This window comes from Candidatus Delongbacteria bacterium (assembly GCA_041675285.1).
GTDB lineage: Bacteria > CAIWAD01 > CAIWAD01 > CAIWAD01 > CAIWAD01 > CAIWAD01.
The window spans coordinates 88275-107755 of record JBAYTZ010000011.1 but is presented as its reverse complement, the minus strand read 5'-3'; the positions used below and the strand labels follow the sequence as shown (position 1 = coordinate 107755).

The 19481-nt window shown below is 69.0% G+C and carries 17 protein-coding genes; 12 read left to right on the top strand and 5 right to left on the bottom strand.

Annotation, left to right across the window (positions count from 1 at the left end; genetic code table 11):
- Positions 1–8: 8 nt before the first annotated feature.
- Together WC326_11675 and WC326_11670 are read left to right on the top strand one after the other, a co-directional pair.
- Complete coding sequence (locus WC326_11675) at positions 9–2345, top strand: transglutaminase-like domain-containing protein (GenBank protein MFA7331720.1); 2337 nt, start codon at positions 9–11, stop codon at positions 2343–2345.
- 276 nt (positions 2346–2621) lie between these two features.
- A complete protein-coding gene (locus WC326_11670; protein MFA7331719.1) occupies positions 2622–3110 on the top strand; it encodes a CYTH domain-containing protein in 489 nt (162 codons plus the stop codon).
- Between the two features lie 19 nt (positions 3111–3129).
- On the opposite strand, the gene WC326_11665 is transcribed toward WC326_11670, so the two are convergent.
- Positions 3130–3621, bottom strand: coding sequence for a hypothetical protein (locus tag WC326_11665; GenBank protein MFA7331718.1), 492 nt, complete (start codon positions 3619–3621; stop codon positions 3130–3132).
- A 287-nt stretch (positions 3622–3908) separates the two neighbouring features.
- On the opposite strand from WC326_11665, the gene WC326_11660 reads away from it, so the two are divergent.
- The 4 genes from WC326_11660 to WC326_11645 are packed head-to-tail and all read left to right on the top strand — an operon-like array spanning position 3909 to position 7519.
- The gene (locus WC326_11660) at positions 3909–5453 is read left to right on the top strand and encodes an acyl-CoA carboxylase subunit beta (GenBank protein MFA7331717.1); all 1545 of its coding nucleotides are present in this window, start codon (positions 3909–3911) and stop codon (positions 5451–5453) included.
- Positions 5454–5461: 8 nt separating this feature from the next.
- Positions 5462–5905: an OadG family protein gene (locus WC326_11655; GenBank protein ID MFA7331716.1), complete on the top strand. Its 444-nt coding sequence runs from the start codon at positions 5462–5464 to the stop codon at positions 5903–5905.
- A gap of 9 nt (positions 5906–5914) precedes the next feature.
- Positions 5915–6361 carry a biotin/lipoyl-containing protein gene (locus WC326_11650; protein ID MFA7331715.1) on the top strand — a complete coding sequence of 149 codons (447 nt, stop codon included), beginning with the start codon at positions 5915–5917 and terminating at the stop codon, positions 6359–6361.
- A gap of 27 nt (positions 6362–6388) precedes the next feature.
- Positions 6389–7519 carry a sodium ion-translocating decarboxylase subunit beta gene (locus WC326_11645; GenBank protein ID MFA7331714.1) on the top strand — a complete coding sequence of 377 codons (1131 nt, stop codon included), beginning with the start codon at positions 6389–6391 and terminating at the stop codon, positions 7517–7519.
- A gap of 367 nt (positions 7520–7886) precedes the next feature.
- On the opposite strand, the gene dmeF is transcribed toward WC326_11645, so the two are convergent.
- Positions 7887–8864 (bottom strand): CDF family Co(II)/Ni(II) efflux transporter DmeF, encoded by a 978-nt coding sequence (dmeF, locus tag WC326_11640; protein ID MFA7331713.1) that lies wholly within the window; start codon positions 8862–8864, stop codon positions 7887–7889.
- 105 nt (positions 8865–8969) lie between these two features.
- Between dmeF and WC326_11635 the strand changes: the two genes are divergently transcribed.
- Entirely contained in the window at positions 8970–9482 is a 513-nt protein-coding gene (locus tag WC326_11635) for a hypothetical protein (protein MFA7331712.1), read from the top strand.
- Positions 9483–9573: 91 nt separating this feature from the next.
- Positions 9574–10569: an HD domain-containing phosphohydrolase gene (locus WC326_11630; protein ID MFA7331711.1), complete on the top strand. Its 996-nt coding sequence runs from the start codon at positions 9574–9576 to the stop codon at positions 10567–10569.
- A gap of 83 nt (positions 10570–10652) precedes the next feature.
- Here the strand turns inward: WC326_11630 and WC326_11625 are convergent, their stop codons facing one another.
- From WC326_11625 to WC326_11615, 3 genes are all read right to left on the bottom strand, one after another.
- Complete coding sequence (locus WC326_11625; GenBank protein ID MFA7331710.1) at positions 10653–12146, bottom strand: T9SS type A sorting domain-containing protein; 1494 nt, start codon at positions 12144–12146, stop codon at positions 10653–10655.
- A gap of 313 nt (positions 12147–12459) precedes the next feature.
- Positions 12460–13377 carry a T9SS type A sorting domain-containing protein gene (locus tag WC326_11620; GenBank protein MFA7331709.1) on the bottom strand — a complete coding sequence of 306 codons (918 nt, stop codon included), beginning with the start codon at positions 13375–13377 and terminating at the stop codon, positions 12460–12462.
- Between the two features lie 291 nt (positions 13378–13668).
- Complete coding sequence (locus WC326_11615; GenBank protein ID MFA7331708.1) at positions 13669–15126, bottom strand: T9SS type A sorting domain-containing protein; 1458 nt, start codon at positions 15124–15126, stop codon at positions 13669–13671.
- Positions 15127–15461: 335 nt separating this feature from the next.
- Here WC326_11615 and WC326_11610 point away from each other — a divergent pair, with 335 nt between their 5' ends.
- The 4 genes from WC326_11610 (at position 15462) to WC326_11595 (ending at position 19441) form a co-directional block, all read left to right on the top strand.
- On the top strand, positions 15462–16451 hold the full coding sequence (locus WC326_11610; GenBank protein MFA7331707.1) for a hypothetical protein: 990 nt from the start codon (positions 15462–15464) through the stop codon (positions 16449–16451).
- Positions 16452–16513: 62 nt separating this feature from the next.
- Positions 16514–17290, top strand: coding sequence for an AAA family ATPase (locus WC326_11605; protein ID MFA7331706.1), 777 nt, complete (start codon positions 16514–16516; stop codon positions 17288–17290).
- Positions 17265–18146: a ParB/RepB/Spo0J family partition protein gene (locus WC326_11600; protein ID MFA7331705.1), complete on the top strand. Its 882-nt coding sequence runs from the start codon at positions 17265–17267 to the stop codon at positions 18144–18146. The genes WC326_11605 and WC326_11600 overlap by 26 nt, the downstream gene beginning before the upstream one ends.
- Positions 18143–19441 carry a putative sugar nucleotidyl transferase gene (locus WC326_11595; GenBank protein MFA7331704.1) on the top strand — a complete coding sequence of 433 codons (1299 nt, stop codon included), beginning with the start codon at positions 18143–18145 and terminating at the stop codon, positions 19439–19441. The genes WC326_11600 and WC326_11595 overlap by 4 nt, the downstream gene beginning before the upstream one ends.
- Positions 19442–19481 lie beyond the last annotated feature (40 nt).

The window sequence follows — 19481 nt, the reverse complement described above, 5'->3', positions numbered from 1 at the left end:
GAGGTCGGATGATCAAGCGCGCGGGCGGGATGGCGCTGATCCTGCTGCTAATCGGCGTGACACAGGCACGTGCCGACGGGCTGGATTCCTTGCTGGCCGTGCAGCGCGGGCGCGCCGGCGGCCGGGCGGCGGAGCTGTTCGCGCCGCTTGAGCCCAGTTCCAGCCTGGGGGGCACGGCGCGTGACGACTATCGTTTTCTCCTGGCCCACCTGCCCCTCTCGGACCTGGCCGAGCTGGAGGCGGAGGACCTGCGCGAGAATGTGCGGTTGGCGCACCAGGCCCGGGAGCGCTTTCCCTGGGGCGCCCGGGTGCCGGCAGAGCTCTGGCGCCATTACGTGCTGCCGGCCCGTGTGTCACAGGAACCCTTCACGCGCTGGCGGGCCCGCTTCCTGGCGGAGCTGGCGCCGCGGCTGGAGGGGCTGGACATGGGCGCTGCCGCCCTGGAGGTCAACCACTGGTGCCACGAGCAGGCCACCTACCGGCCCACGGACGGGCGCGACCAGGATCCGCTGACCACCTGCCGCGCGGGCTTCGGGCGCTGCGAGGAGGAGATGATCCTGGCCATCGCCGCGCTGCGCAGCGTGGGCATTCCCGCCCGGCAGTGCTACACGCCCTACTGGGCCCACTCGGACGACAACCACGCCTGGGTGGAGGTCTGGACGGACGGCGCCTGGTCCTTCTTCGGGGCCTGCGAGCCCGCGCCGGAGCTGGGCCAGGCCTGGTTCACGGGTCCCGCCCGGCGGGCCATGCTGGTGGTCAGCCAGGCCTACGGCGCCATGGAAAGGACCGGCGAACCCATTCTACGCCGGGAGGGCCGTTCCACCAGCGTCAACTCCACGGCGGTCTATGGACCGGTGAAGACCCTGCGCCTGCAGGTGACCGACGCCAAGGGCCGGCCGCAGCCCGGGCAGCGCGTGATCTTCCACCTCTACAACTACGGCGGTTGGATGCCCGCGCTGGTGCAAACCACAGACGAGCAAGGACGGCTGGAACTGGTCTGCGGGCGCGGCAGCTGGCTGGTGAGCGCCGGGTCCAAGGGACTGGCGGGTCTCCTGCACGTGGAACCCGCCCAGACCGAGGCCCGGCTGGTGCTGGGCGCGCGGACTGATTGGACGGGACCCGCCCGCGTGGACTATGCGCCGCCGCCGCCCGCGCCGGAACCCGAGCCCGCCGCGGGCCTGGTCTTCGCCGAGGGGGTGGCCCGCGGGCTGGTGGACACGGCCGCCGTGCGACGGGCCGATCAGGTCTTCCAACAACGCCTGCAGCAGGAGGACTCGCTGCGCGAGGCGCGGGTCTGGTCACGCGGCCCCTGCACGCCCCTGGATGCCGCCGGAGTGGCGGCGCCGGACAGCCTGGGGCTGCGGCCACTGCTGGAGAGCTCGGCGACGCTGGGCGCGGAACCCGGCGCGGTCTGGACGCAGCTACTCAGCGCGCGGGGCAACGCCGGGGTCTGGCTGGACTTCCTGGCCGGCCGGTTGCGGAGCGCCGGCCCGGCCAGTGGCGGGGTGCCGGACAGCGTCTGGAGCCGGCTGGAGCCTGCGGCACTCCGGCGGCGCTTGGACGTGCTGGAGGCCTGTTCCGACAAGGATCGGGTGGAGATCGGCGGGGCGACCCTGTGCGAGCTGGAATCCGCGCTGGCCCGACTGGACACCCCCGCTGCCGGCGACAGTCTGGGCCGGGCGCGCTGGCTGGAACATGTTGTGGCGCCGCGGGTGGACGGGGAGGCCTGTCGTCCCTGGCGCGCTGATCTGACAGAGTTCCTGGAGCGCCACCCGCGGCTGCGGGACTCGCGTGGGGACAAGGCTCTGCTGCGCTGGATCCGGCGCGAGCTGCGGCGGGAACCGGATCGCGACCGGCTGGGCGCGCCCCTGACGCCGGCCCAGGTGCTGGAATTGGGCGGCGGCACGGCCGAGGATCTGGAGCGCTTTTACCTGGGTTGCTGCCGCGTGCGCGGCCGGGTCGCCCGGACGAATCCGCTCTCCGGCCGGCTGGAGCGCTGGGAGGCGGGCGCCTGGCACTCTGTGCGCCTGTTCCGCCCGGCGGGTCCGACCCGGGCCTCGGCCAGCGGCCACTTGAGTCTGGCGGCGGCCGACAGCCTCTCCATGCAGGCCCGCTGCCTGAAGGACTGGTGCCTGCTGCGCTGGGACGTGGACCACTTGGAAGCCCTGGACCTGGGCTGGCAGCAGCCCCTCTCCCACCTCGAGTTTCCGCTGGAGCTGCCGGCCGGCCGCTACGTGCTCTGCACGGGTCGCCGCCGGGAGGACGGCTCGGCCCCCGTCCACATGCAGTGGTTGGAGATCAAGCCGGGCACAACGCTGGAGGCGGAGCTGCGACTGGATCCCTGAGGCAAGGCGCCAGACCGGTGCCAGGTCGGAGCCAGGTCGGTGCCAGGCCGGAGCCAGGCCAGTGCCAGACCGGTGCCAAGTCGGTGCCAGGCGGGTGCCAGGTCGGTGCCAGGCCGGTGCCAGGCCGGAGCCAGGTCGGTGCCAGGCCGGTGCCAGGCCGGTGCCTGGCACCTTGTCCACAGTTTGGTTCCCTGCCCCCAGATTTCGCCAAGCGCTGTCAGCCGGGTTGGACGCGAAGGGGGGAGTCGACGTCAGACCATGATTGGACCGGAACCCATGAAGCAAGAGATCGAGCGCCGCTTCCTCGTCGCGGACCCCGCCGCCCTGGGCGATTGGCCCGCTCAGCGGCTGGTGCAGGGCTATCTGAGCCGCGACCCCGGGCGCACGGTGCGACTTCGCTTGTCTACCGATGAGCAGGGATGCGAGCGCGGCTGGCTGACGGTGAAGGGGCCCACCCGGCTGGAGGCCGGCGCCTGCGTGCGGACGGAGTGGGAAGTGGAGTTGCCGCCCGCCGAAGTCCGCGCGGGCCTGGCGCTCTGCCTGCCGAGCCTGCTGGAGAAAACCCGTCTGCGCGTGGAGCACGCCGGGCATGTCTGGGAAGTGGACGTCTTCCAAGGGGCCAACGCCGGTCTGGTGCTGGCCGAAATCGAGCTGGAGGGTCCGGACGAGTCCTTTGCCACGCCACCCTGGCTGGGGGAGGAGATCAGCGCGGACCCCCGCTACAGCAACGCCTGCCTGTCGGACACACCCTGGAACCGCTGGTAGCTCGCCGCCGACCGTCCCTTCAGTACCCCACGCCGGCAATCCCAACGATCAGACTGATGAAGGTCAAGGTCACCACGATCATCAGGATCAGCCACGTTCCACCCAGGACCGTCAGCCCCGTGGCGAGGGCCGTTTGGTTTTTGGGCCGCAGGGTGGGCACGCCGGGCAGGCGCTCGGGCGTGTCCGTCATGGCGTAGCGCACCGAATCCAGCGGCACGCTGCGCGGCTGTTGCCCGATCAGGGCGTGCTTGGGCGTGAAGCACCACGCGTTTCCGCTCAGCCGGGCGGCGGCCTTGCCACGAGATCCGGGCTGGGCAGGGCGGGTCACCTCCCACCAGGTGTAGACCAGCACGCTGCCGTCCTTCAATCCCAGGCACATGTAGCGGGACCAGGTCGGCTGTCCCGCCGGCGGTGGGACCGGATCCTGGGCCGGTTGGGCCGGGCCGGCACAGGCCAGTCCCAGGACCAACAACAGTCGGGCCCCGCGGCGACTTCGTGGAGAGCCGTTCATGATTCCTCAGCAGTGCCGCGACCGGCCCGCGCCCCGCTTGGGTGCGGATCGGTGGTGCGATTTCGTCTGCGGCAAACTGGTAAACCCACGGCAACCGGCCCGGGAAATCTGGATCGGTCGGGCCAGTCTTGGCACGCTTCCTGCAAAGCTGCTCTCCCGATTGCCATGGGGATAGGTCAAAGGGTTGAAGGTCAAACACTTTCTCCCGTAGTCTTCCCTGGTTTGACAAGCGCCCACTGGACGCTCCCAGGTTTGGGAAGTCCATCCATTTTTTGGAGGTACGCCGCATGAGTTCCGGCGTGGAAAAGCTGAGGGCCCTGCGCCGTCAGGCCCAGCTCGGGGGTGGCGAGAAGCGAATCGAGGCCCAGCATGCCAAGGGCAAGTTGACGGCCCGCGAACGCGTGCTGCGGCTGCTGGACGACGGGAGCTTCGAGGAGTACGACATGTTCAAGCAGCATCGCTGCACGAACTTCGGCCTCGAAAAGCAGCAGTTCCTGGGCGATGGCGTGGTCACCGGTTCGGGCACCATCGACGGCCGGCTGGTCTTCGTGTTCAGCCAGGACTTCACGGTGCTGGGCGGCAGCCTGTCCGAGACCTACGCAGAGAAGATCTGCAAGGTGATGGACATGGCCATGAAGATGGGCGCGCCGATCATCGGGCTCAACGATTCCGGCGGCGCGCGCATCCACGAGGGCATCGAGAGCCTGGCGGCCTACGCCGAGATCTTCCAGCGCAACGTGATGGCCTCGGGCGTGATTCCGCAGCTCTCCGCCATCATGGGCCCCTGCGCCGGCGGCGCGGTCTACAGCCCGGCGCTGACGGACGTGATCATCATGGTGAAGAACACCTCCACCATGTACGTCACCGGCCCCAAGGTGGTCAAGTCGGTGACCGGCGAGGAGCTGAGCGACGAGGAGTTGGGCGGCGCGATGGTCCACGTGGGCAAAAGCGGCGTCGTGCACTATGCCGCGGAGGACGAGGAGGAGTGCCTGGTCCTGCTGCGCAAGCTGCTCTCCTACCTGCCCCAGAACAACATGGAAGAACCGCCCAGCCTGCCCTGCCGCGATCCCTACGACCGCGAGTGCCCGCTGCTGGACACGATCATCCCGGAGAGCTCGAGCAAGGCCTATGACATGAAAGAGGTCATCCTGGAGATCCTGGATGACAACGAATTCCTCGAGCAGCAGCGCTACTTCGCCCCCAACATCATCACGGGTTTCGGCCGCCTGAACGGCCGCAGCGTGGGCATCGTGGCCAATCAGCCCAGCTACCTGGCGGGCGTGCTGGACATCAACTCGTCCAACAAGGCCGCGCGCTTCGTGCGCCTCTGCGACGCCTTCAACGTGCCCATCGTCACCCTGGTGGACGTGCCGGGCTTCCTGCCGGGCAGCGCCCAGGAGTACGGCGGCATCATCCGCCACGGCGCCAAGCTGCTCTACGCCTACTGCGAGGCCACGGTGCCGAAGATCACGCTGATCACGCGCAAGGCCTACGGCGGCGCCTACGACGTGATGGCCTCCAAGCACATCCGCGGCGACATCAACTACGCCTGGCCCACGGCGGAGATCGCCGTGATGGGCGGCAAGGGCGCCGTGCAGATCCTCTACGCCCGGGAAGCCGCCGCCGCGGAGGACCCCAAGGCCTTCCTGGCGGAGAAGGAGAAGGAGTACACCGAGACCTTCGCCAATCCCTACGTGGCGGCCTCGCGCGGCTATCTGGACGACATCATCATCCCGTCGCGGACCCGCTTCCGGCTGATCCGGGCCCTGGAGATGTGCGCGTCCAAGAAGGACGGCAATCCGCCCAAGAAGCACGGCAACATTCCGCTCTAGGAGGCCACATGGACACCCAAACATCCACCGCGGTGAGCGCGTTGGTCATGGGCATGGGAACGGTCTTCGTGGGCCTGGCCCTGTTGCAGATGGCCATGTACTTCAGCGCCTGGGCCAACAACCGCAAGGTGCCCGTTGCGGCCGCCTCCGTCACTCCGGCGGTGGAGCTGGGCACCCTGATCCAGCCGGCCAGCGAGCCGGGCCTGCAGGTGCTGGACGCCGACGGCAATCCTGTCTCGGGTGAATTGCTGGTCGCCATCGCCCTGGCCATCCACCTGGACAGCCACGCCCTGGAAGAGCTGGAGGCCCAGCGCCTCACCTGGACCGCCATGTTCAAGCCCTTCAGCCCGTGGGTGATGGACGGCAAGACCAGCCTGCACACGCGCAGGATCCGCTGGCGGGCCACGGCCGCCACGGGCACCATCGTCCGCGACCGATCCAACCGGAGCTAGGAGAGAGTTATGGCACGCACCTACAAACTCCGTCTGCAGGGCAATTCCTACGACGTGAAGATCCTGCGCCACGACGACGAGAGCGCCCGACTGCTGGTCAACGGCTCCGAATACAGCGTGGAGATCCTGCGGGAAGAAGGCCAGGCCAGCAAGACGCCGCGCCTGGAGCGCACGCGGGTGATCCCGGAGACCCTGGCCAAGCCCCAGGTCACGGAAAAGCCCGGCGCCGCCATCGGCGTGGGCCTGGTGAAGTCGCCCCTGCCGGGCATCGTCCTCAAGCTGCACGTGCGGGTGGGGGACAAGGTCCAGGCGGGCCAGTCCATCATGGTCATGGAGGCCATGAAAATGGAGAACGAGATTCGCTGCGCCATCAGCGGCACTGTCCAGGAGCTGCGGGTGAAGGAAGGCGACTCGGTGCTGGAGAGCGACGTGCTGGCGGTGATTCAACAGGCCTAGCCTGCGCCAGCCCCTACGGGAGCGTACATGGAAACGATACTGGAGTTCTGGAGCTTCACGGGCTTCGCCAACGGCATCCTGGGCAACTACCTGATGATCGCCGTGGGCCTGCTCTACATCTGGCTGGCCGTCTACAAGGACTTTGAACCGCTGCTGCTGGTGCCCATCGGCTTCGGCATCGTCATCGGCAACATCCCCTTCCTGCCCGGGGACGGCATCGGCATCTACGAGAGCGGCAGCGTGCTGAACATGTTGTACCAGGGCGTCAGCAAGGGCATTTATCCGCCGCTGATCTTCCTGGGCATCGGCGCCATGACCGACTTCAGCGCGCTGATCTCGAATCCCAAGCTCGTGCTGCTGGGCGCGGCCGCGCAGCTGGGCATCTTCGCCACCTTCTTCGCCGCGCTGCACTTCGGCTTCGATTTCAAGGAGGCCGCCGCCATCGGGATCATCGGCGGCGCCGACGGTCCCACGGCCATTTTCTCCGCCAGTCGGATGGCCCCGCATCTGCTGGGGGCCATCGCCATCGCGGCCTACAGCTACATGGCGCTGGTGCCGGTGATCCAACCACCGGTGATGCGCCTGCTCACCAGCAAGGCCGAGCGCTGCATCCACATGAAGCCCAGCCGGGCGGTGAGCAAGCGCGAAAAAGTGCTCTTCCCGATTTTCGGCTTCATCGTCACCTGTTTCCTGGCGCCGGCGGCGCTGGTGCTGCTGGGCATGCTCTTCTTTGGCAACCTGCTGAAAGAGAGCGGCGTCACGGCGCGCCTGGCCACCACGGCCCGCACCTCGCTGATCGACATCGTGACCATCCTGCTGGGCATGTGCGTGGGCGCCTCCACCCAGGCTCAGACCTTTCTGACGCCCAAATCCATCGGGATCTTTTTCCTGGGGGCCGCCAGCTTCGTGGTGGCCACGGCGGGCGGCGTGGGCTTTGCGAAGCTCATGAACCTGTTCCTCAGCAAGGAGGATCGGGTGAACCCGCTGATCGGCGCCGCCGGCGTGAGCGCGGTACCCATCGCCGCCCACGTGGCGCACAAGGTGGGGCAGGACGCCGATCCCACGAACTACCTGCTGATGCATGCCATGGGGCCCAACGTGGCGGGCGTGATCGGCTCCGCCATTGCGGCAGGTGTGATGCTGGCCATGTTTGGTTGATGGCGGAGGCGCCGGCTCCGCCATCGCGGCAGGTGTGATGCTGGCCATGTTTGGTTGATTTGGCTGGACAGTTGGACCGAACTCAGGGCCGGGCGCGCAGCATCCGGCCCTGTTTCTTGACAGAACAGCCGGTGTGGTGCCAGGCCGGTGCCAGACCGGTGCCAGGTCGGTGCCAGGTCGGTGCCAGGTCGGTGCCAAGTCGGTGCCAGGTCGGTGCCAGGTCGGTGCCAGGTCGGTGCCAGGTCGGTGCCAGGTCGGTGCCAGGCCGGTGCCAGGCCGGTGCCAGGTCGGTGCCAGGCCGGTGCCAGGCCGGTGCCAGGTCGGTGCCAGGTCGGTGCCAGGCCGGTGCCAGGCCGGTGCCAGGCACCTACTCCCGGTCATCCAGATGGCAATCCCCTTGCGGGCAGGGATTGACCTCCACCACCACGTGGGCCAGACGGCTCAAGCCATCCAGGCGTGCCTTGTACTCCGCCGGGCTGCGGGGCTGGTCGGCCACCACCGAAAGCACGGCGGAGAGCTGCTCGGGTCCCACCCGCCAGAGATGCAGATCCGCCAGGCGCGTGTCGCCGTCCGCCTCGATGCGGGCCCGCACGGCTTCGCGCAGATCGGGCGAGACGCCGCCGTCCAGCAGGATCTCCCCGGTCTCGCGCAGCAGGCCGATGGACCAGCGCAGGATCAAGCCCGCCCCGGCCAGGCCCATCAGCGGATCCAGCCAGACCCAACCCCGGCCGCGGGCCAGCAACAGGGCGCCGATGGCCAAGAGCGAGGTGAGGGCGTCGGCGGCCACGTGCAGGGTCGCCGCCCGCAGGTTGTGGTCCTTCCCGTGGGCGTGGGAATGGGCGTGCCCGTGATCGTGATGGTGATCGTGGGAGTGGTCGGGCGCGGCGTCCTCCGCCGTGTGCAGCATCCAGCCGCTGAGCAGGTTCACGGCCAGCCCCAGCGCGGCCACCCAGAGGGCTTCGCTGTAGTGGATCTGCCGGGGATCGGCCAGCCGCAGGATGGACTCCAGCGCCATCATCAGCGCCGCCGCGGCCAGGGCCACGGCGCTGGCGAAGCCGCCCAGCACGCCCACCTTGCCCGTGCCGAAGGTGAAGCGCGGATCGTCGGCGTGCCGCTCGGCGAAGCGGTAGGCGGCCAGCGCGATCCCGAAGGCCGCCACGTGTGTGGCCATGTGCCAGCCGTCCGCCAGCAGGGCCATGCTGCCCGTCCAGCTGCCCACCAGGATCTCGCCCACCATCATGGCGGCCGAGAGCAGGATGACCTGGAAGGTCCGGCGCCGGGCCCGGCTCTGGTCCACGTGGTAGCGATGCTCGTGACGCAGGTGCTGCAGGGACGGTCCGTGCATGGGCTCTCCCGATTCCAGTTGCGGACGACCCGGGCGGGGCGTCCAGCCGCCAATATGCCAGTTTTGTCCAGTCGGAAATTGTCTCACGGATTGGGAGGACAGGTGATGAACCGGGTGTTTGTAGCGGCGGTCTGTGTGGTGGGCGCGGCCCGCCTGGCATTGGCGGAACCCTTCCAACTGGCCGTCTGGGATCCCGTGCAGCTGCGGCCCGCCGCGGCGGACATCGAGGGCCTGCGGCTGAGCCTGTTCTACGGGCGCAATCACGATCTGCTGGGCCTGGACGCCGGGCTGGTCAACCGGCTGGACGGCTCCGGCACGGGCATCCAGTACGGCGCGGCCAACCACGTGGCCGGCTCCTTCACGGGTCTGCAGGAGGCCTGGCTCTATTCGGCCACCGAGGGCTCGCTGACGGGCATCCAGTCGGCCTGCCTGACCCGCTGCGGCTCCCTGACCGGCATCGAGTTGGGCGTGGTGAATTGGGCAGGGTCCGTCCAGGGCCTCCAACTGGGACTCTACAATCGCTGTTCGGGCCTGCACGGCCTGCAGATCGGGCTGCTCAACCATGACGCCTCCGACTCGCGGCTGCCCATTCTGCCGCTACTGCGCTGGGGCCGCTGAAGCTGGACCCCGGCGCCGCCGATAGGAGGGAGCCTGTCCCGGGAGCGCGTCATCGTCCCGGCAGGCCGGGTCTCTCGCTTGGGGAAGGCACATGTCCCAGCTGCGCCAGCTGTCCGTGACGGAGCTTCAGGTGGGGCAGTACATCATCCTGCCCCCGCCCTGGCACAAGCACCCCTTCCTGCGCAGCCGCTTCCGCCTGGAGGACCTGCACGACGTGGAGGAACTGGCCCGGGCCGGCATTCTGCGCGTCACCGTGGACGAAGGGCGCAGCCGCGTGGCGCCCGTTCCGCCCGCCGCCCCGGCGGCCCGGCGCGTGGAGCCGCCGCCCCCCGCCCGCTGGAACCAGGAGGAGCTGGTGACGCCCGCCCTGCGGGAGTTGATCCACGATCCGTACCTGAGTGCGCCGGCCAAGGCCCGGCTTCTGCACGCGGCCACCGCGGACATGCTGGGCCGGCTCATGCGTCAGCCCTCGCTGGAGCGCGTGCAGGAGTTCAAGCAGGGGTTGACGGAGCTGGTGGACCAGGTGCTGAGCAACGACGCCCTGGCCAGCGGACTGCTGCGTCTCACGGCCCACGACGTCTACACCTGGGGCCACTCGGTCAACGTGGGCCTGCTTTCGTTGCTGCTGGCCCGCAACCACTATCGCCACTCCGACGCCCACGACCTGCACGAGCTGGCCGCGGGCTTCTTCCTCCACGACATCGGCAAGGTTTTCGTCAATCCCGCCCTGCTCAACAAGCGCGGGCGTTTCACGGAGGCCGAGCGCCTGGAGATGCGCGCCCATCCCGCTCTGGGCCTGCAGCTGGTGCAGGAGAGCGGCAGCCTGGACCCGGCCGTGGCCTCCATCGTGGGCCAGCACCACGAGCGCGTGGGGGGCGGCGGCTATCCGCACGGCCTGGAGGGCGGCGAGATCCATCCCTATGCCCAGATCTGCGCCCTTGCGGACGTCTACGACGCCCTCACCAGCGTGCGCTCCTACAAGACCAGCCTGGGCGCCTTCGAAGCCCTGCGGGTCATCCGGCGTGAGATGGTGACAGACCTGAACTTCCCGCTCTTCGAAGGGCTGGTGCGCCTGCTCTACGAGTAGCCCGCAACACGCCCGGCGCATTCCGCACAACAGAAGCGCCCCGACGGTGACCGCCGGGGCGCCTTGCGTGTTGGAGTGACGACTTACTTGGTGAGCAGCATCCGGCGCGTCTGGCGACCCTGCTCGGTGCTCAGCGTGTAGAGGTACAAGCCGCTGGGCAGGGCCGAGGCGTCGAACTGCACCTCGTGCAGGCCGCGCTCCGCCGGACCGTTCCAGAGGGTGGCCACCTGCTCGCCGGCCAAGTTGTGCACGACCAGCTCCACCTGTCCGGTGGTCTCCAGCGTGAAGGAGAGCGTGGTGACCGGGTTGAAGGGATTGGGGTAGGCCGCGCCCAGGCCGAAGGCCAGCGCCTGCTCCTCGGCGCCCACCACCTCGCAGCAGGGCACGTAGACTTCGCCCGTGACGGAGTTGGGCGGGCAGTCGGCGGACATCACCTCGATCAGGAAGGGAATGCTGCGGTCGCAGGGATTGCCCAAGGCCGTCAGCGAGAAGGATGCGGCGCCCGTCTGGCCCGGGGCCAGGTCGCCGATGAACACGGGGCCGCCGCCGATCAGGCCCGCACCCGCGGTGAGCACGGCATGCACGTCGTGACACACGTCGCCGCCCGTGTTGGTGACCAGCAGGTTCACGTCGAAGGGATTGGGCGTCAGCTCGCCGTTGTCGCAGGAGAGGGCCGTGTTGCCGCCCAGGTTGAGGGAGAGCTCGCCCGGCACCACCTGCACGTCGCAGGTGCCGTAGTAGGTCTGGTAGTGGCGGGTCTGGAAGGGCTGCAGGACGCCCGCCTCCCACCAGAGCAGGCAGCCGCTGTCGCCGTAGGGCAGGCCGCTGCAGACGTAGTTGAAGGCGGCGTTGTAGAAGGAACCCCACTGGCCGAAGGCCGCGCGGTCCGGCAGGGTGGCGCCGAAACCGCTCAGGATGCCGCAGCCCACCAGGTCATCGGGTCCCTGGGTCGGGCCCACTTCGAAGGCCTGCCAGATGTTGGGCACCGTGCCGGTCTCGAAGCAGGTCTCCACCGCCGTGTAGCCGTAGCTGGTGGACAGGGGCGCCGCGTCGTTGGCGTCCACCATGGTGTCCATCTCCAGCAGCAGGCTCACTTCGTGATACGTGGCGTCGCCCAGGATGTCGTACTCGATGCGCACGGTACCCGAGCCGGCCACCACCGTGGGGGTGACGGTCTGGATCAGGGTGACTCCGCCCGCGCCGTACTGGGTGACGATGGCCGCTCCCACGGCCGCGGGTCCCGCCAGCAGCGTCAGCGGCGCATCGTAGGTGCCACTCATGGAGGGGCCCTGGCCGTAGACCACGCCGTCCACCTTCAGGCGCGTGTAACTGGTGACCGGGTCGGCGTCGTTGTGGCCGTAGAGCAGGCGTTCGCCGGCCGCGGTGCCGATGGTGAAGCGGCCCTCGTAACTGCTGCCCGCATCGCTGACGTTGACGGTCACGATGCCGTTGCTGGAGGAGAGATAGGCGCGCGAGGTGGACTCGGGCAGCAGCTCTTGCTTGCGCGCGGCTTCGTCGGTGGCCAGTGCCGCCAGGGTGCAACCCAGCAGCAGGTACAGGTTGAGTGCGAGTTTCATGTGGTGTCCTTCTTTCGTTTGGGGGCTGTGTGTGGTGGACCGGGCTTCAGGGCACGAAGACCCGGTTGCCGGGGAAACCCGCAAGGGGCGGGCCAAGATTCGAACTGCGGCGGTCCGATTCAACGGGCGGCAAGCTGGGCTAAAGGGGGCAAAAACAGAACCATTTGGTTGCCAGGCGGGACCGGCCGCGGGCGGAGCGCCGGGAGCTTGTGCAGGAATGGTCAGGCGTCGTCCAAATTCCGACAGGTTGGTGGTAGAAAAACCAAGCCCCGCGGAGTGCGGGGCTTGGAGGGTAACTGGCTGCGAGGGGGCGTTACTTGCTGAGCACCAGCTTGCGCGTCTGGCTGCCCTGCTCCGTGGTCAGCGTGTAGAGGTAGAGTCCGCTGGGCAGGGCCGCGCCGTCGAAGGACACCTCGTGGGTGCCGCGCTCGGCCAGGCCCTGGAACAGGATGGCCACGCGCTGACCCGTCAGATTGTGGACGACCAGCTCCGCCTGGCCCGTCTCGGCCATGACGAAGGGCAGGGTGGTGACGGGGTTGAAGGGATTGGGATAGGCCGCGCCCAGTTCGAAGGACGCCGTCTGCTCCTGGGCGCCCACCGTGCCGTCGCAGCCCTCCACCGTGACCGTCCCGCTGAAGATCAGCCCGCTCGGGCCGCCCACGTCGCTGGACAGGATATAGAGCGTGTTCACGCCGGGCAGCACCAGCCCGCTGACATTCAAGCCCAGCAGGTCGGTCTGGGCGCCGTAGTTGCCGCCGATGGTGCCGGGGAGCGCCGTGCCATTGAGGTAGAGGCCCTCGTTGACCAGGGCCCAGGACTCGCCGATCCAGTTGTCCGAGGCGAAGTGGAAGTCGAGGCTGGCCGAGCGGACACAGGAGGCATGGACTTCGAAGTTGATGGCGTAGAGGCAGGTGCTGCCGCTGTAGGGATCCAGGGTGTCGTTGACCCACTGGGCCAGCGGATCGGCCGGGAGGGAGGGAATCCAGACGCTGATGACGGCGGGCAGGATGCCGGCCGGGGGACCGCCCTGGGCCGCGGTGAACTGGGCCGGCACCAGGGGCACGCCGAACTCGGCCTCCGCCGGTCCAGCCAGATAGGTGAGCTGGGTATCGTAGCCGCCGGCGGGGCCGTTGCCGCTGCGCAGGGTGAAGACTTCCACGGCCCACGAGGACGGGGCGCTGACGGCCAGCAGGCCGCCGGCCAGGACGAGATGCAAGTTCAAGCGGTTCATCCGAAGGACTCCTTCTGCGGGGCGGGCCCGCGCTGTGTGTGGTGGTTCAAATCAGGTTCCAGGCACTGGAGGTCGGCGTTGCACCGACTGGAGGAAGGACGGGTCTGCCGCCGGGACATCCAATAGAATGGACTGTTCAATTTCAAACTCCTTTGTGAAGGTATGAGAACAGGCCGCGGCCGCTTCCCAGCCCGCTCGGGGGTGGAAAGGGGCGGGCGGAGGGCATGAAAAAGCGCCCCGGCGGTCAGGCCGGGGCGCTCAGGGTCGAGCTGCTGAAGCCCGCGCCGGGGCTTACTTGGACAGGACCATTTTGCGGGTCTGGACGCCCTGCGCGCTGGTCAGCGTGTAGAGGTACAGGCCGCTGGGCAGCGCCGCGCCGTCGAAGACCACTTCATGCGTGCCGCGCTGGGCGGGTCCGTTCCACAGGGTGGCGACAGTCTCGCCGGCCAGGTTGTGCACGGTCAGCGTGGCCTGGCCCGTCTCCGCCATGCTGAAGGAGAGCGTGGTGACTGGGTTGAAGGGGTTCGGGTAGTTGGCGCCCAGGCCGAAGGCCACGGGCTGGTCCAGCGCGCCCACCTGCTCGCAGCAGGGGATGTAGAGCTCGCGGGAGATGCTGTTGGTCGGGCAGGTCTGGGAGAAGACCTCGATGTTGAAATAGCCGTAGCCGCCGCAATACTCGTCCAGGGCCGTCAGGAAGAAGCCCACCTGGACGGTCTGGTCGGGGGCGAGGTCGCCGATGGAGATCAGACCGCCGCCCGTCAGGCCGCCGGCGGCCGTCACGTTGGCCATCACGCCCGTGCAAGGCAGGTCGCCCGTGTTGGTGACCAGCAGGTTCACGTCGAAGGGGTTCGGGCTGAGTTCGCCGTCGTCGCAGGACAGGCCCTGGCTGCCGGTCAGGCTCAGGCTGAGGTCGCCGGGCTGGGTGTACTCGACGCAGGTGCCGTAGTAGGTCTGGAAGTGGTCCAGGGCGGCGGGCGCCAGATTGGGCGTGGACCACCAGAGCAGCACGGCGCTGTCGCCGTAGCCGACGGGCTCGCACTCATAGCCGAAGCCCGCGCCGTAGAAATTGCCCCAGCGGCCCACGGCGAAACGGTCCGGCAGCGTGGCGCCGAAGCCGTTCAAGATGCCGCAGCCCACCAGCAGGGAGGGATCCTGGTTCGGGCCTTCCTCGAAGGCCTGCCAGCTGTTGGGCACGTCGAGGCCCGTGAAGCAGGTCTCGATGGCCGCGTAGCCGGCGCTGGTGGAGATGGGGGCCGCGTCGTTCCAATTGACCATGGTGTCCATCTGCAGCAGGACACCCACGTCGTGGGCCACGCCGCCCAGGTTTTCCACGTCGAACTCGATGCGCACCGTGCCCTGGCCGCCCACGAGGACCGGGGTCAGGGTCTGGACCAGCCGGATGTCGCCCAGGGTCCAGCGCGTGACGATGCCGTCGCCGCTCACGTACGGGGCCTCCGGAATGCCCAAGGCCGACTCCACGCCGTCCACGTTCAGCTTGACCCAGGAGGTGCCGGGATCGTACTCGTGGCCGTAAAGCAGATACTGGCCGGCGGCGGTGCCGATGGTGAAGCGCCCGCCATTCTCGTCCGGGTTCTCATTGACGTGCACCACCACGGCGCCGTTGGAGACGCTGAGGTAGGAGCGGCTGGCGTCCGCGGGGAAGTTCGCGGCTTTCCATTCGTTGGTGTAGTCCGCCTGGGCGAGCGCGGCGCCGCCCAGCAGGACAGAGATCAACAAGGCCTTGTTCATGCTTGCCCCCCGTCTGATTAGATGTGTGGTCTCGACACCTGCCGAAGCCACGGCATTGGGCCCGCGACTCCCCCATTGGCAGTAGAATCCGGGGATGAGCAAAGAGCAGGCCAAGCGGTGGACCGTCCGCTTGGCCGTGAGGGGATCTTGTTTGCTGACAAGGCGAAGCCCCCGATGGCCGGCGCGAAGAGGACGGGGAGCCGGGCCCCGGTTCCCCCTGACGGCCGACTGGAACTGTTGAAGCTGTTCAAAAACCAACAGTTTCAGGAACGGGAGATTGGGCTTGCCCCGCCGGCCCGGCGGGCTCACCTTGTGCGCGCCGGAAGGAGGATCCCATGCGCCCCTGGTGGTGGATGACCCTGTTGGTCCTGCCCATCTGTCTGTTCCGGGAGGATTGCGTCATGGCCCGCACCCAGCCGGAGCCCCCGCGGCTGGCCACCTGGGTGGCCGGTTCGCGGGCCCTGACCCACGCCGCCCTGCTGGCCGCCAGCCTGCGGGAGTTCGGCGGCGCGCTGGCTGCCGAGACACTCTGGGTCTATCTGGATCCCGGGCTGGGCGATCCGGCGGCCCTGGCCTGCCCGCCGGGTTGCCGGCTGGTGCTCGCCCCGGCGGCGCCGGCCGAGGCGGCGGGCCTGCCCTTCGCGGGCAAGCCGGGCGCGGCCGCGGCGGCGGAGCGCGTGGCGCTGGCGGCGGGCCGGACGGGCCTGGCCTGGCTGGACGACGACACGGTGATCCTGGCGGAGCCGGCGGCCTTCACGCTGCCCGCCGGCGTGGACCTGGGCTGGCGGCCCGTGATGCACCGCAACATCGCGCCCCTGGCCGGCGCGGCGCCCGGTCCGTTCTGGAGCCGGCTCTGGCAGCTGTTGGACGTGCCCGCGGCAGCCCACTTTCCCTGTGTCACCGTGGCCGACGGCGACCGCGTGCGCACCTACGTCAACGCCGGCTGCCTGGTCGTCCGGCCGGAGGCCGGGCTGCTCCAGGCCTGGGCGGAGGACTTCCGCTGCGCGGCGGCGGACGACGAGCTGCGCGCCCTCTGCCGGCAGGAGGCCCGTCAGGCGCTGTTCCTGCACCAGGCCGCGCTGGGAGCCACCATCGCGCGCCGGACCCGGGCTTCCCAGCGGTTCCTGCTGCCGGAGAGCTACAACTGGCCCCTGCTGTTCGACGAGCTGTTCGGGGCCCGGCGGGACTTCCACGACCTGACGGGCGTGGTTAGCCTGCGCCACGAAGGCCTGTTGCCGGCCGCCGGGGGCGAGCGGCTGGAGCGGCTCTGCGGGCCGCCGGCAATTCTGGACTGGCTGCGCCTCCCGCCGACGCCTCGCGAGTGAATTGTCCGCGCGGAATCCCGGGCGGGCCGGTCCCGGGGCCGCCCCCTTTCCTATATTCCCGCATGGCTGACATCATCGCTTTCGCCAATCAAAAGGGCGGGGTGGGCAAGACCACCACCGCCGTGAACCTCTCCGCTTGCCTGGCCGTCTCCGAGCGGCGCGTGCTGCTGGTGGACATGGATCCGCAGGCCAACGCCACCAGTGGCATCGGCCTGGAGCGGGACGAGTCCCGGCCCAGCATCTACGAGGTCCTGCTGGACCCGGGTGCCGTGCGCGAGGCCATCTCCCCCACCCAGATCGAGGGCCTGGACGTCCTGCCCAGCCACATGCGGCTGGTGGGCGCGGAGGTGGAGCTGGTGGCGGCCATGGGCCGCGAGTACCGCCTCAAGAAGGCCCTGGCCCTGCTGGCCGCGGACTACGAGTACATCCTGATCGACTGCCCGCCCTCCTTGAGTCTGTTGACCGTCAACACACTGTGCGCGGCGGACGGGGTGATCATCCCCATCCAGGCCGAGTACTACGCCCTGGAGGGCCTCTCCCAGCTGCTCAACACCATCGAGCTGGTGCGGGAGAGCCTCAACCCCAGGCTCATCGTGCGCGGCGTGCTGCTGACCATGTACGACAGCCGGCTCAACCTCTGCAACATGGTGCGCCAGGAGGTGGAGAACCACTTCGGCGACCGCATGTACAAGAGCATCATCCGGCGCAACGTCAAGCTGGGCGAGGCGCCCAGCCACGGGAAGCCCATCCTGCTGTACGACGCCGGCAGCCCGGGCAGCCAGAACTACATCGCCCTGGCCCAGGAGATCCTCGATGAATCGGTCCAAACCGCTGGGTAAGGGGCTCTCGGCCCTGATCCACAAGCCGGACGCCCCGCCCCCCGCCGCCGCTCCGGCGGGCGCCGACGAGGGGGTCCGCGTCCACCAGCTGCCGCTGGAGCTGATCAACCGCAACCGCCACCAGCCGCGCCGGGACTTCGAACCCGCCGACCTGGAGGACCTGGCCCAGTCCATCCGGGTCAACGGCGTGCTGCAGCCCGTGCTGGTCTACGAGGACGGCGGCCTCTACACGCTGATCGCCGGCGAACGGCGCTGGCGGGCCTGCCAGCTGGCGGGCCTGCGCAGCCTGCCGGCCATCGTGCGGCCCCGGCCGGACGAGGCGGAACTGATGCGCCTGGCGCTGCTGGAGAACATCCAGCGCGAGGACCTGCATCCGCTGGATCTGGCGGCGGGCTTCCGCATGCTCATCGAGGAGCACGGGATGACCCAGGAGGAGCTGGGCCAGACCCTGGGCATGAGCCGGCCGGCGGTGACCAACCTGCTGCGTCTGCACAAGCTGCCCACGGTGATCAAGGTCAGCCTGAAGGAGGGCAAGATCTCCTTCGGCCACGCCAAGGTGCTGCTGGGCCTGGCCGCCGACGACGAGAAGGTGCGCTTCTGGCAGCTGGCCGTGAAGCGCGATTTGTCCGTGCGCCAACTGGAGGAGGCCATTCGCCAGCACCGCGAATCCGCGCCCAAGCCGGCGGTGGTCAAGCCCTTCGACATCCTCCAGGCGGAGGAGAGCCTGAGCGGCAACCTGGGGGCCCGGGTGCAGATCAGCCCCAACCGCAACCGCGGCCAGATCCGCATCGACTATTCCACCCGTGAGGAGCTGGACCGACTGGTCGAGCTGCTGCAAAAATCGGACGAGGCATGAGACTGATCCTCTTCGAAGACCCGCAGGCGCGGGCCTTTTATCCGTTGACGGAGATGCGTCCCGTCTGGGAGTTGCGCACGGGGCTGGGCACGCTGCGCCAGCGCATCGAGTGGCGCCTGGGTCTCAAGGCCGAGGGCGGCCTGTGCCGCGGACCGCTGCAGAAGGTGGCTGCGCGGCTGGGGCTGCCCCAGCCCGAGCTGGAGGAGGGCGAGGACATCCTGATGGTCAACGGCCGGCTGCTGGAGCTGAATGCCGAGGCCGTGCTCGGGCTGGAACCCGGCACGGGCATGCTGCTGGACGACGTGCTGCTGGCCGCCCGGCTGGATGCCGCGGAGCTGGCGGACCTGGACGGTGGCGGACCGGAGCTGGACGTGGTGGAGGCCCCGGCGGGCATGCGGCTGGCCGAGCACCTCTGGGAGCTGATCCATGAACTGCCGGCGGCGGCAGCGGCGGATTTCCCCTACCTGGAAGCCCGCCTGCAGGCCGAGGGCCGCACGGCCCCGCCGGAGAGCGTGGACCTGAGCGTGCGCCTGATCGGCAGCGAGCGCATCCACATCGAGGCCGGGGCGACCATCGCGCCTTACTGCGTGCTGGACGCGAGCAAGGGTCCCATCGTCATCGAGAGCGGCGTCAGCCTGGCCCCCTTCTGCGTGGTGGAAGGCCCGGCCTTCATCGGCGAGAATTCGCGCCTGAAGCCCGGCACGCGCCTGCTGGGCGGCACGCACTTGGGCCCGGTCAGCCGCGTGGCCGGCGAAGTGGCGGAGTCCATCCTGCAGGGCTACGCCAACAAGCAGCACGACGGCTTCTTGGGCCACGCCTACCTGGGCGAGTGGACCAACTTGGGCGCGGACACCAACAACAGCGACCTGAAGAACAACTACGGCCAGGTCAGCGTGCAGATGCTGGGCCGCCAGGTGGAGACGGGCGAGCGCTACGTGGGCCTGCTGATGGGCGACCACTCCAAGTGCGGCATCAACACGATGTTCAACACGGGCACCGTGGTGGGCGTGTTCGCCAACATCTGGGGCGGCGGCTTTCCCCCCAAGGAAGTGCCGCCCTTCAGCTGGGGCGGTCCCCAGGACGGGATCACGCCCTACGAGCTGGAGAAGGCCATCGCCACGGCCCACATCGTCAAGGGGCGGCGGGAGCGCAACCTGGGCCGCTGCGAGGAGGATCTGATCCGCCACCTCCACCGGCAGTACCAGGACGAGTTCGCTCCTGCGTTCGGGGAACCCGTTGCACCACGAAGCGCGGGAAGGAAGACGAAGACCGTGAAGGCGGAGCCGAAGAAATAGCCCGCTTGCCGGGCAGATCTCAATTCGACGCACGGGAAGA

What these genes read in the sequence shown, in the direction of transcription:
- WC326_11675 (MFA7331720.1), top strand. Translation starts at nt 9, where the DNA reads ATGATCAAGCGCGCGGGCGGGATGGCGCTGATCCTGCTGCTAATCGGC.
- WC326_11670 (MFA7331719.1), top strand. Translation starts at nt 2,622, where the DNA reads ATGAAGCAAGAGATCGAGCGCCGCTTCCTCGTCGCGGACCCCGCCGCC.
- WC326_11665 (MFA7331718.1), bottom strand. Translation starts at nt 3,621, where the DNA reads ATGAACGGCTCTCCACGAAGTCGCCGCGGGGCCCGACTGTTGTTGGTC.
- WC326_11660 (MFA7331717.1), top strand. Translation starts at nt 3,909, where the DNA reads ATGAGTTCCGGCGTGGAAAAGCTGAGGGCCCTGCGCCGTCAGGCCCAG.
- WC326_11655 (MFA7331716.1), top strand. Translation starts at nt 5,462, where the DNA reads ATGGACACCCAAACATCCACCGCGGTGAGCGCGTTGGTCATGGGCATG.
- WC326_11650 (MFA7331715.1), top strand. Translation starts at nt 5,915, where the DNA reads ATGGCACGCACCTACAAACTCCGTCTGCAGGGCAATTCCTACGACGTG.
- WC326_11645 (MFA7331714.1), top strand. Translation starts at nt 6,389, where the DNA reads ATGGAAACGATACTGGAGTTCTGGAGCTTCACGGGCTTCGCCAACGGC.
- dmeF (MFA7331713.1), bottom strand. Translation starts at nt 8,864, where the DNA reads ATGCACGGACCGTCCCTGCAGCACCTGCGTCACGAGCATCGCTACCAC.
- WC326_11635 (MFA7331712.1), top strand. Translation starts at nt 8,970, where the DNA reads ATGAACCGGGTGTTTGTAGCGGCGGTCTGTGTGGTGGGCGCGGCCCGC.
- WC326_11630 (MFA7331711.1), top strand. Translation starts at nt 9,574, where the DNA reads ATGTCCCAGCTGCGCCAGCTGTCCGTGACGGAGCTTCAGGTGGGGCAG.
- WC326_11625 (MFA7331710.1), bottom strand. Translation starts at nt 12,146, where the DNA reads ATGAAACTCGCACTCAACCTGTACCTGCTGCTGGGTTGCACCCTGGCG.
- WC326_11620 (MFA7331709.1), bottom strand. Translation starts at nt 13,377, where the DNA reads ATGAACCGCTTGAACTTGCATCTCGTCCTGGCCGGCGGCCTGCTGGCC.
- WC326_11615 (MFA7331708.1), bottom strand. Translation starts at nt 15,126, where the DNA reads ATGAACAAGGCCTTGTTGATCTCTGTCCTGCTGGGCGGCGCCGCGCTC.
- WC326_11610 (MFA7331707.1), top strand. Translation starts at nt 15,462, where the DNA reads ATGCGCCCCTGGTGGTGGATGACCCTGTTGGTCCTGCCCATCTGTCTG.
- WC326_11605 (MFA7331706.1), top strand. Translation starts at nt 16,514, where the DNA reads ATGGCTGACATCATCGCTTTCGCCAATCAAAAGGGCGGGGTGGGCAAG.
- WC326_11600 (MFA7331705.1), top strand. Translation starts at nt 17,265, where the DNA reads ATGAATCGGTCCAAACCGCTGGGTAAGGGGCTCTCGGCCCTGATCCAC.
- WC326_11595 (MFA7331704.1), top strand. Translation starts at nt 18,143, where the DNA reads ATGAGACTGATCCTCTTCGAAGACCCGCAGGCGCGGGCCTTTTATCCG.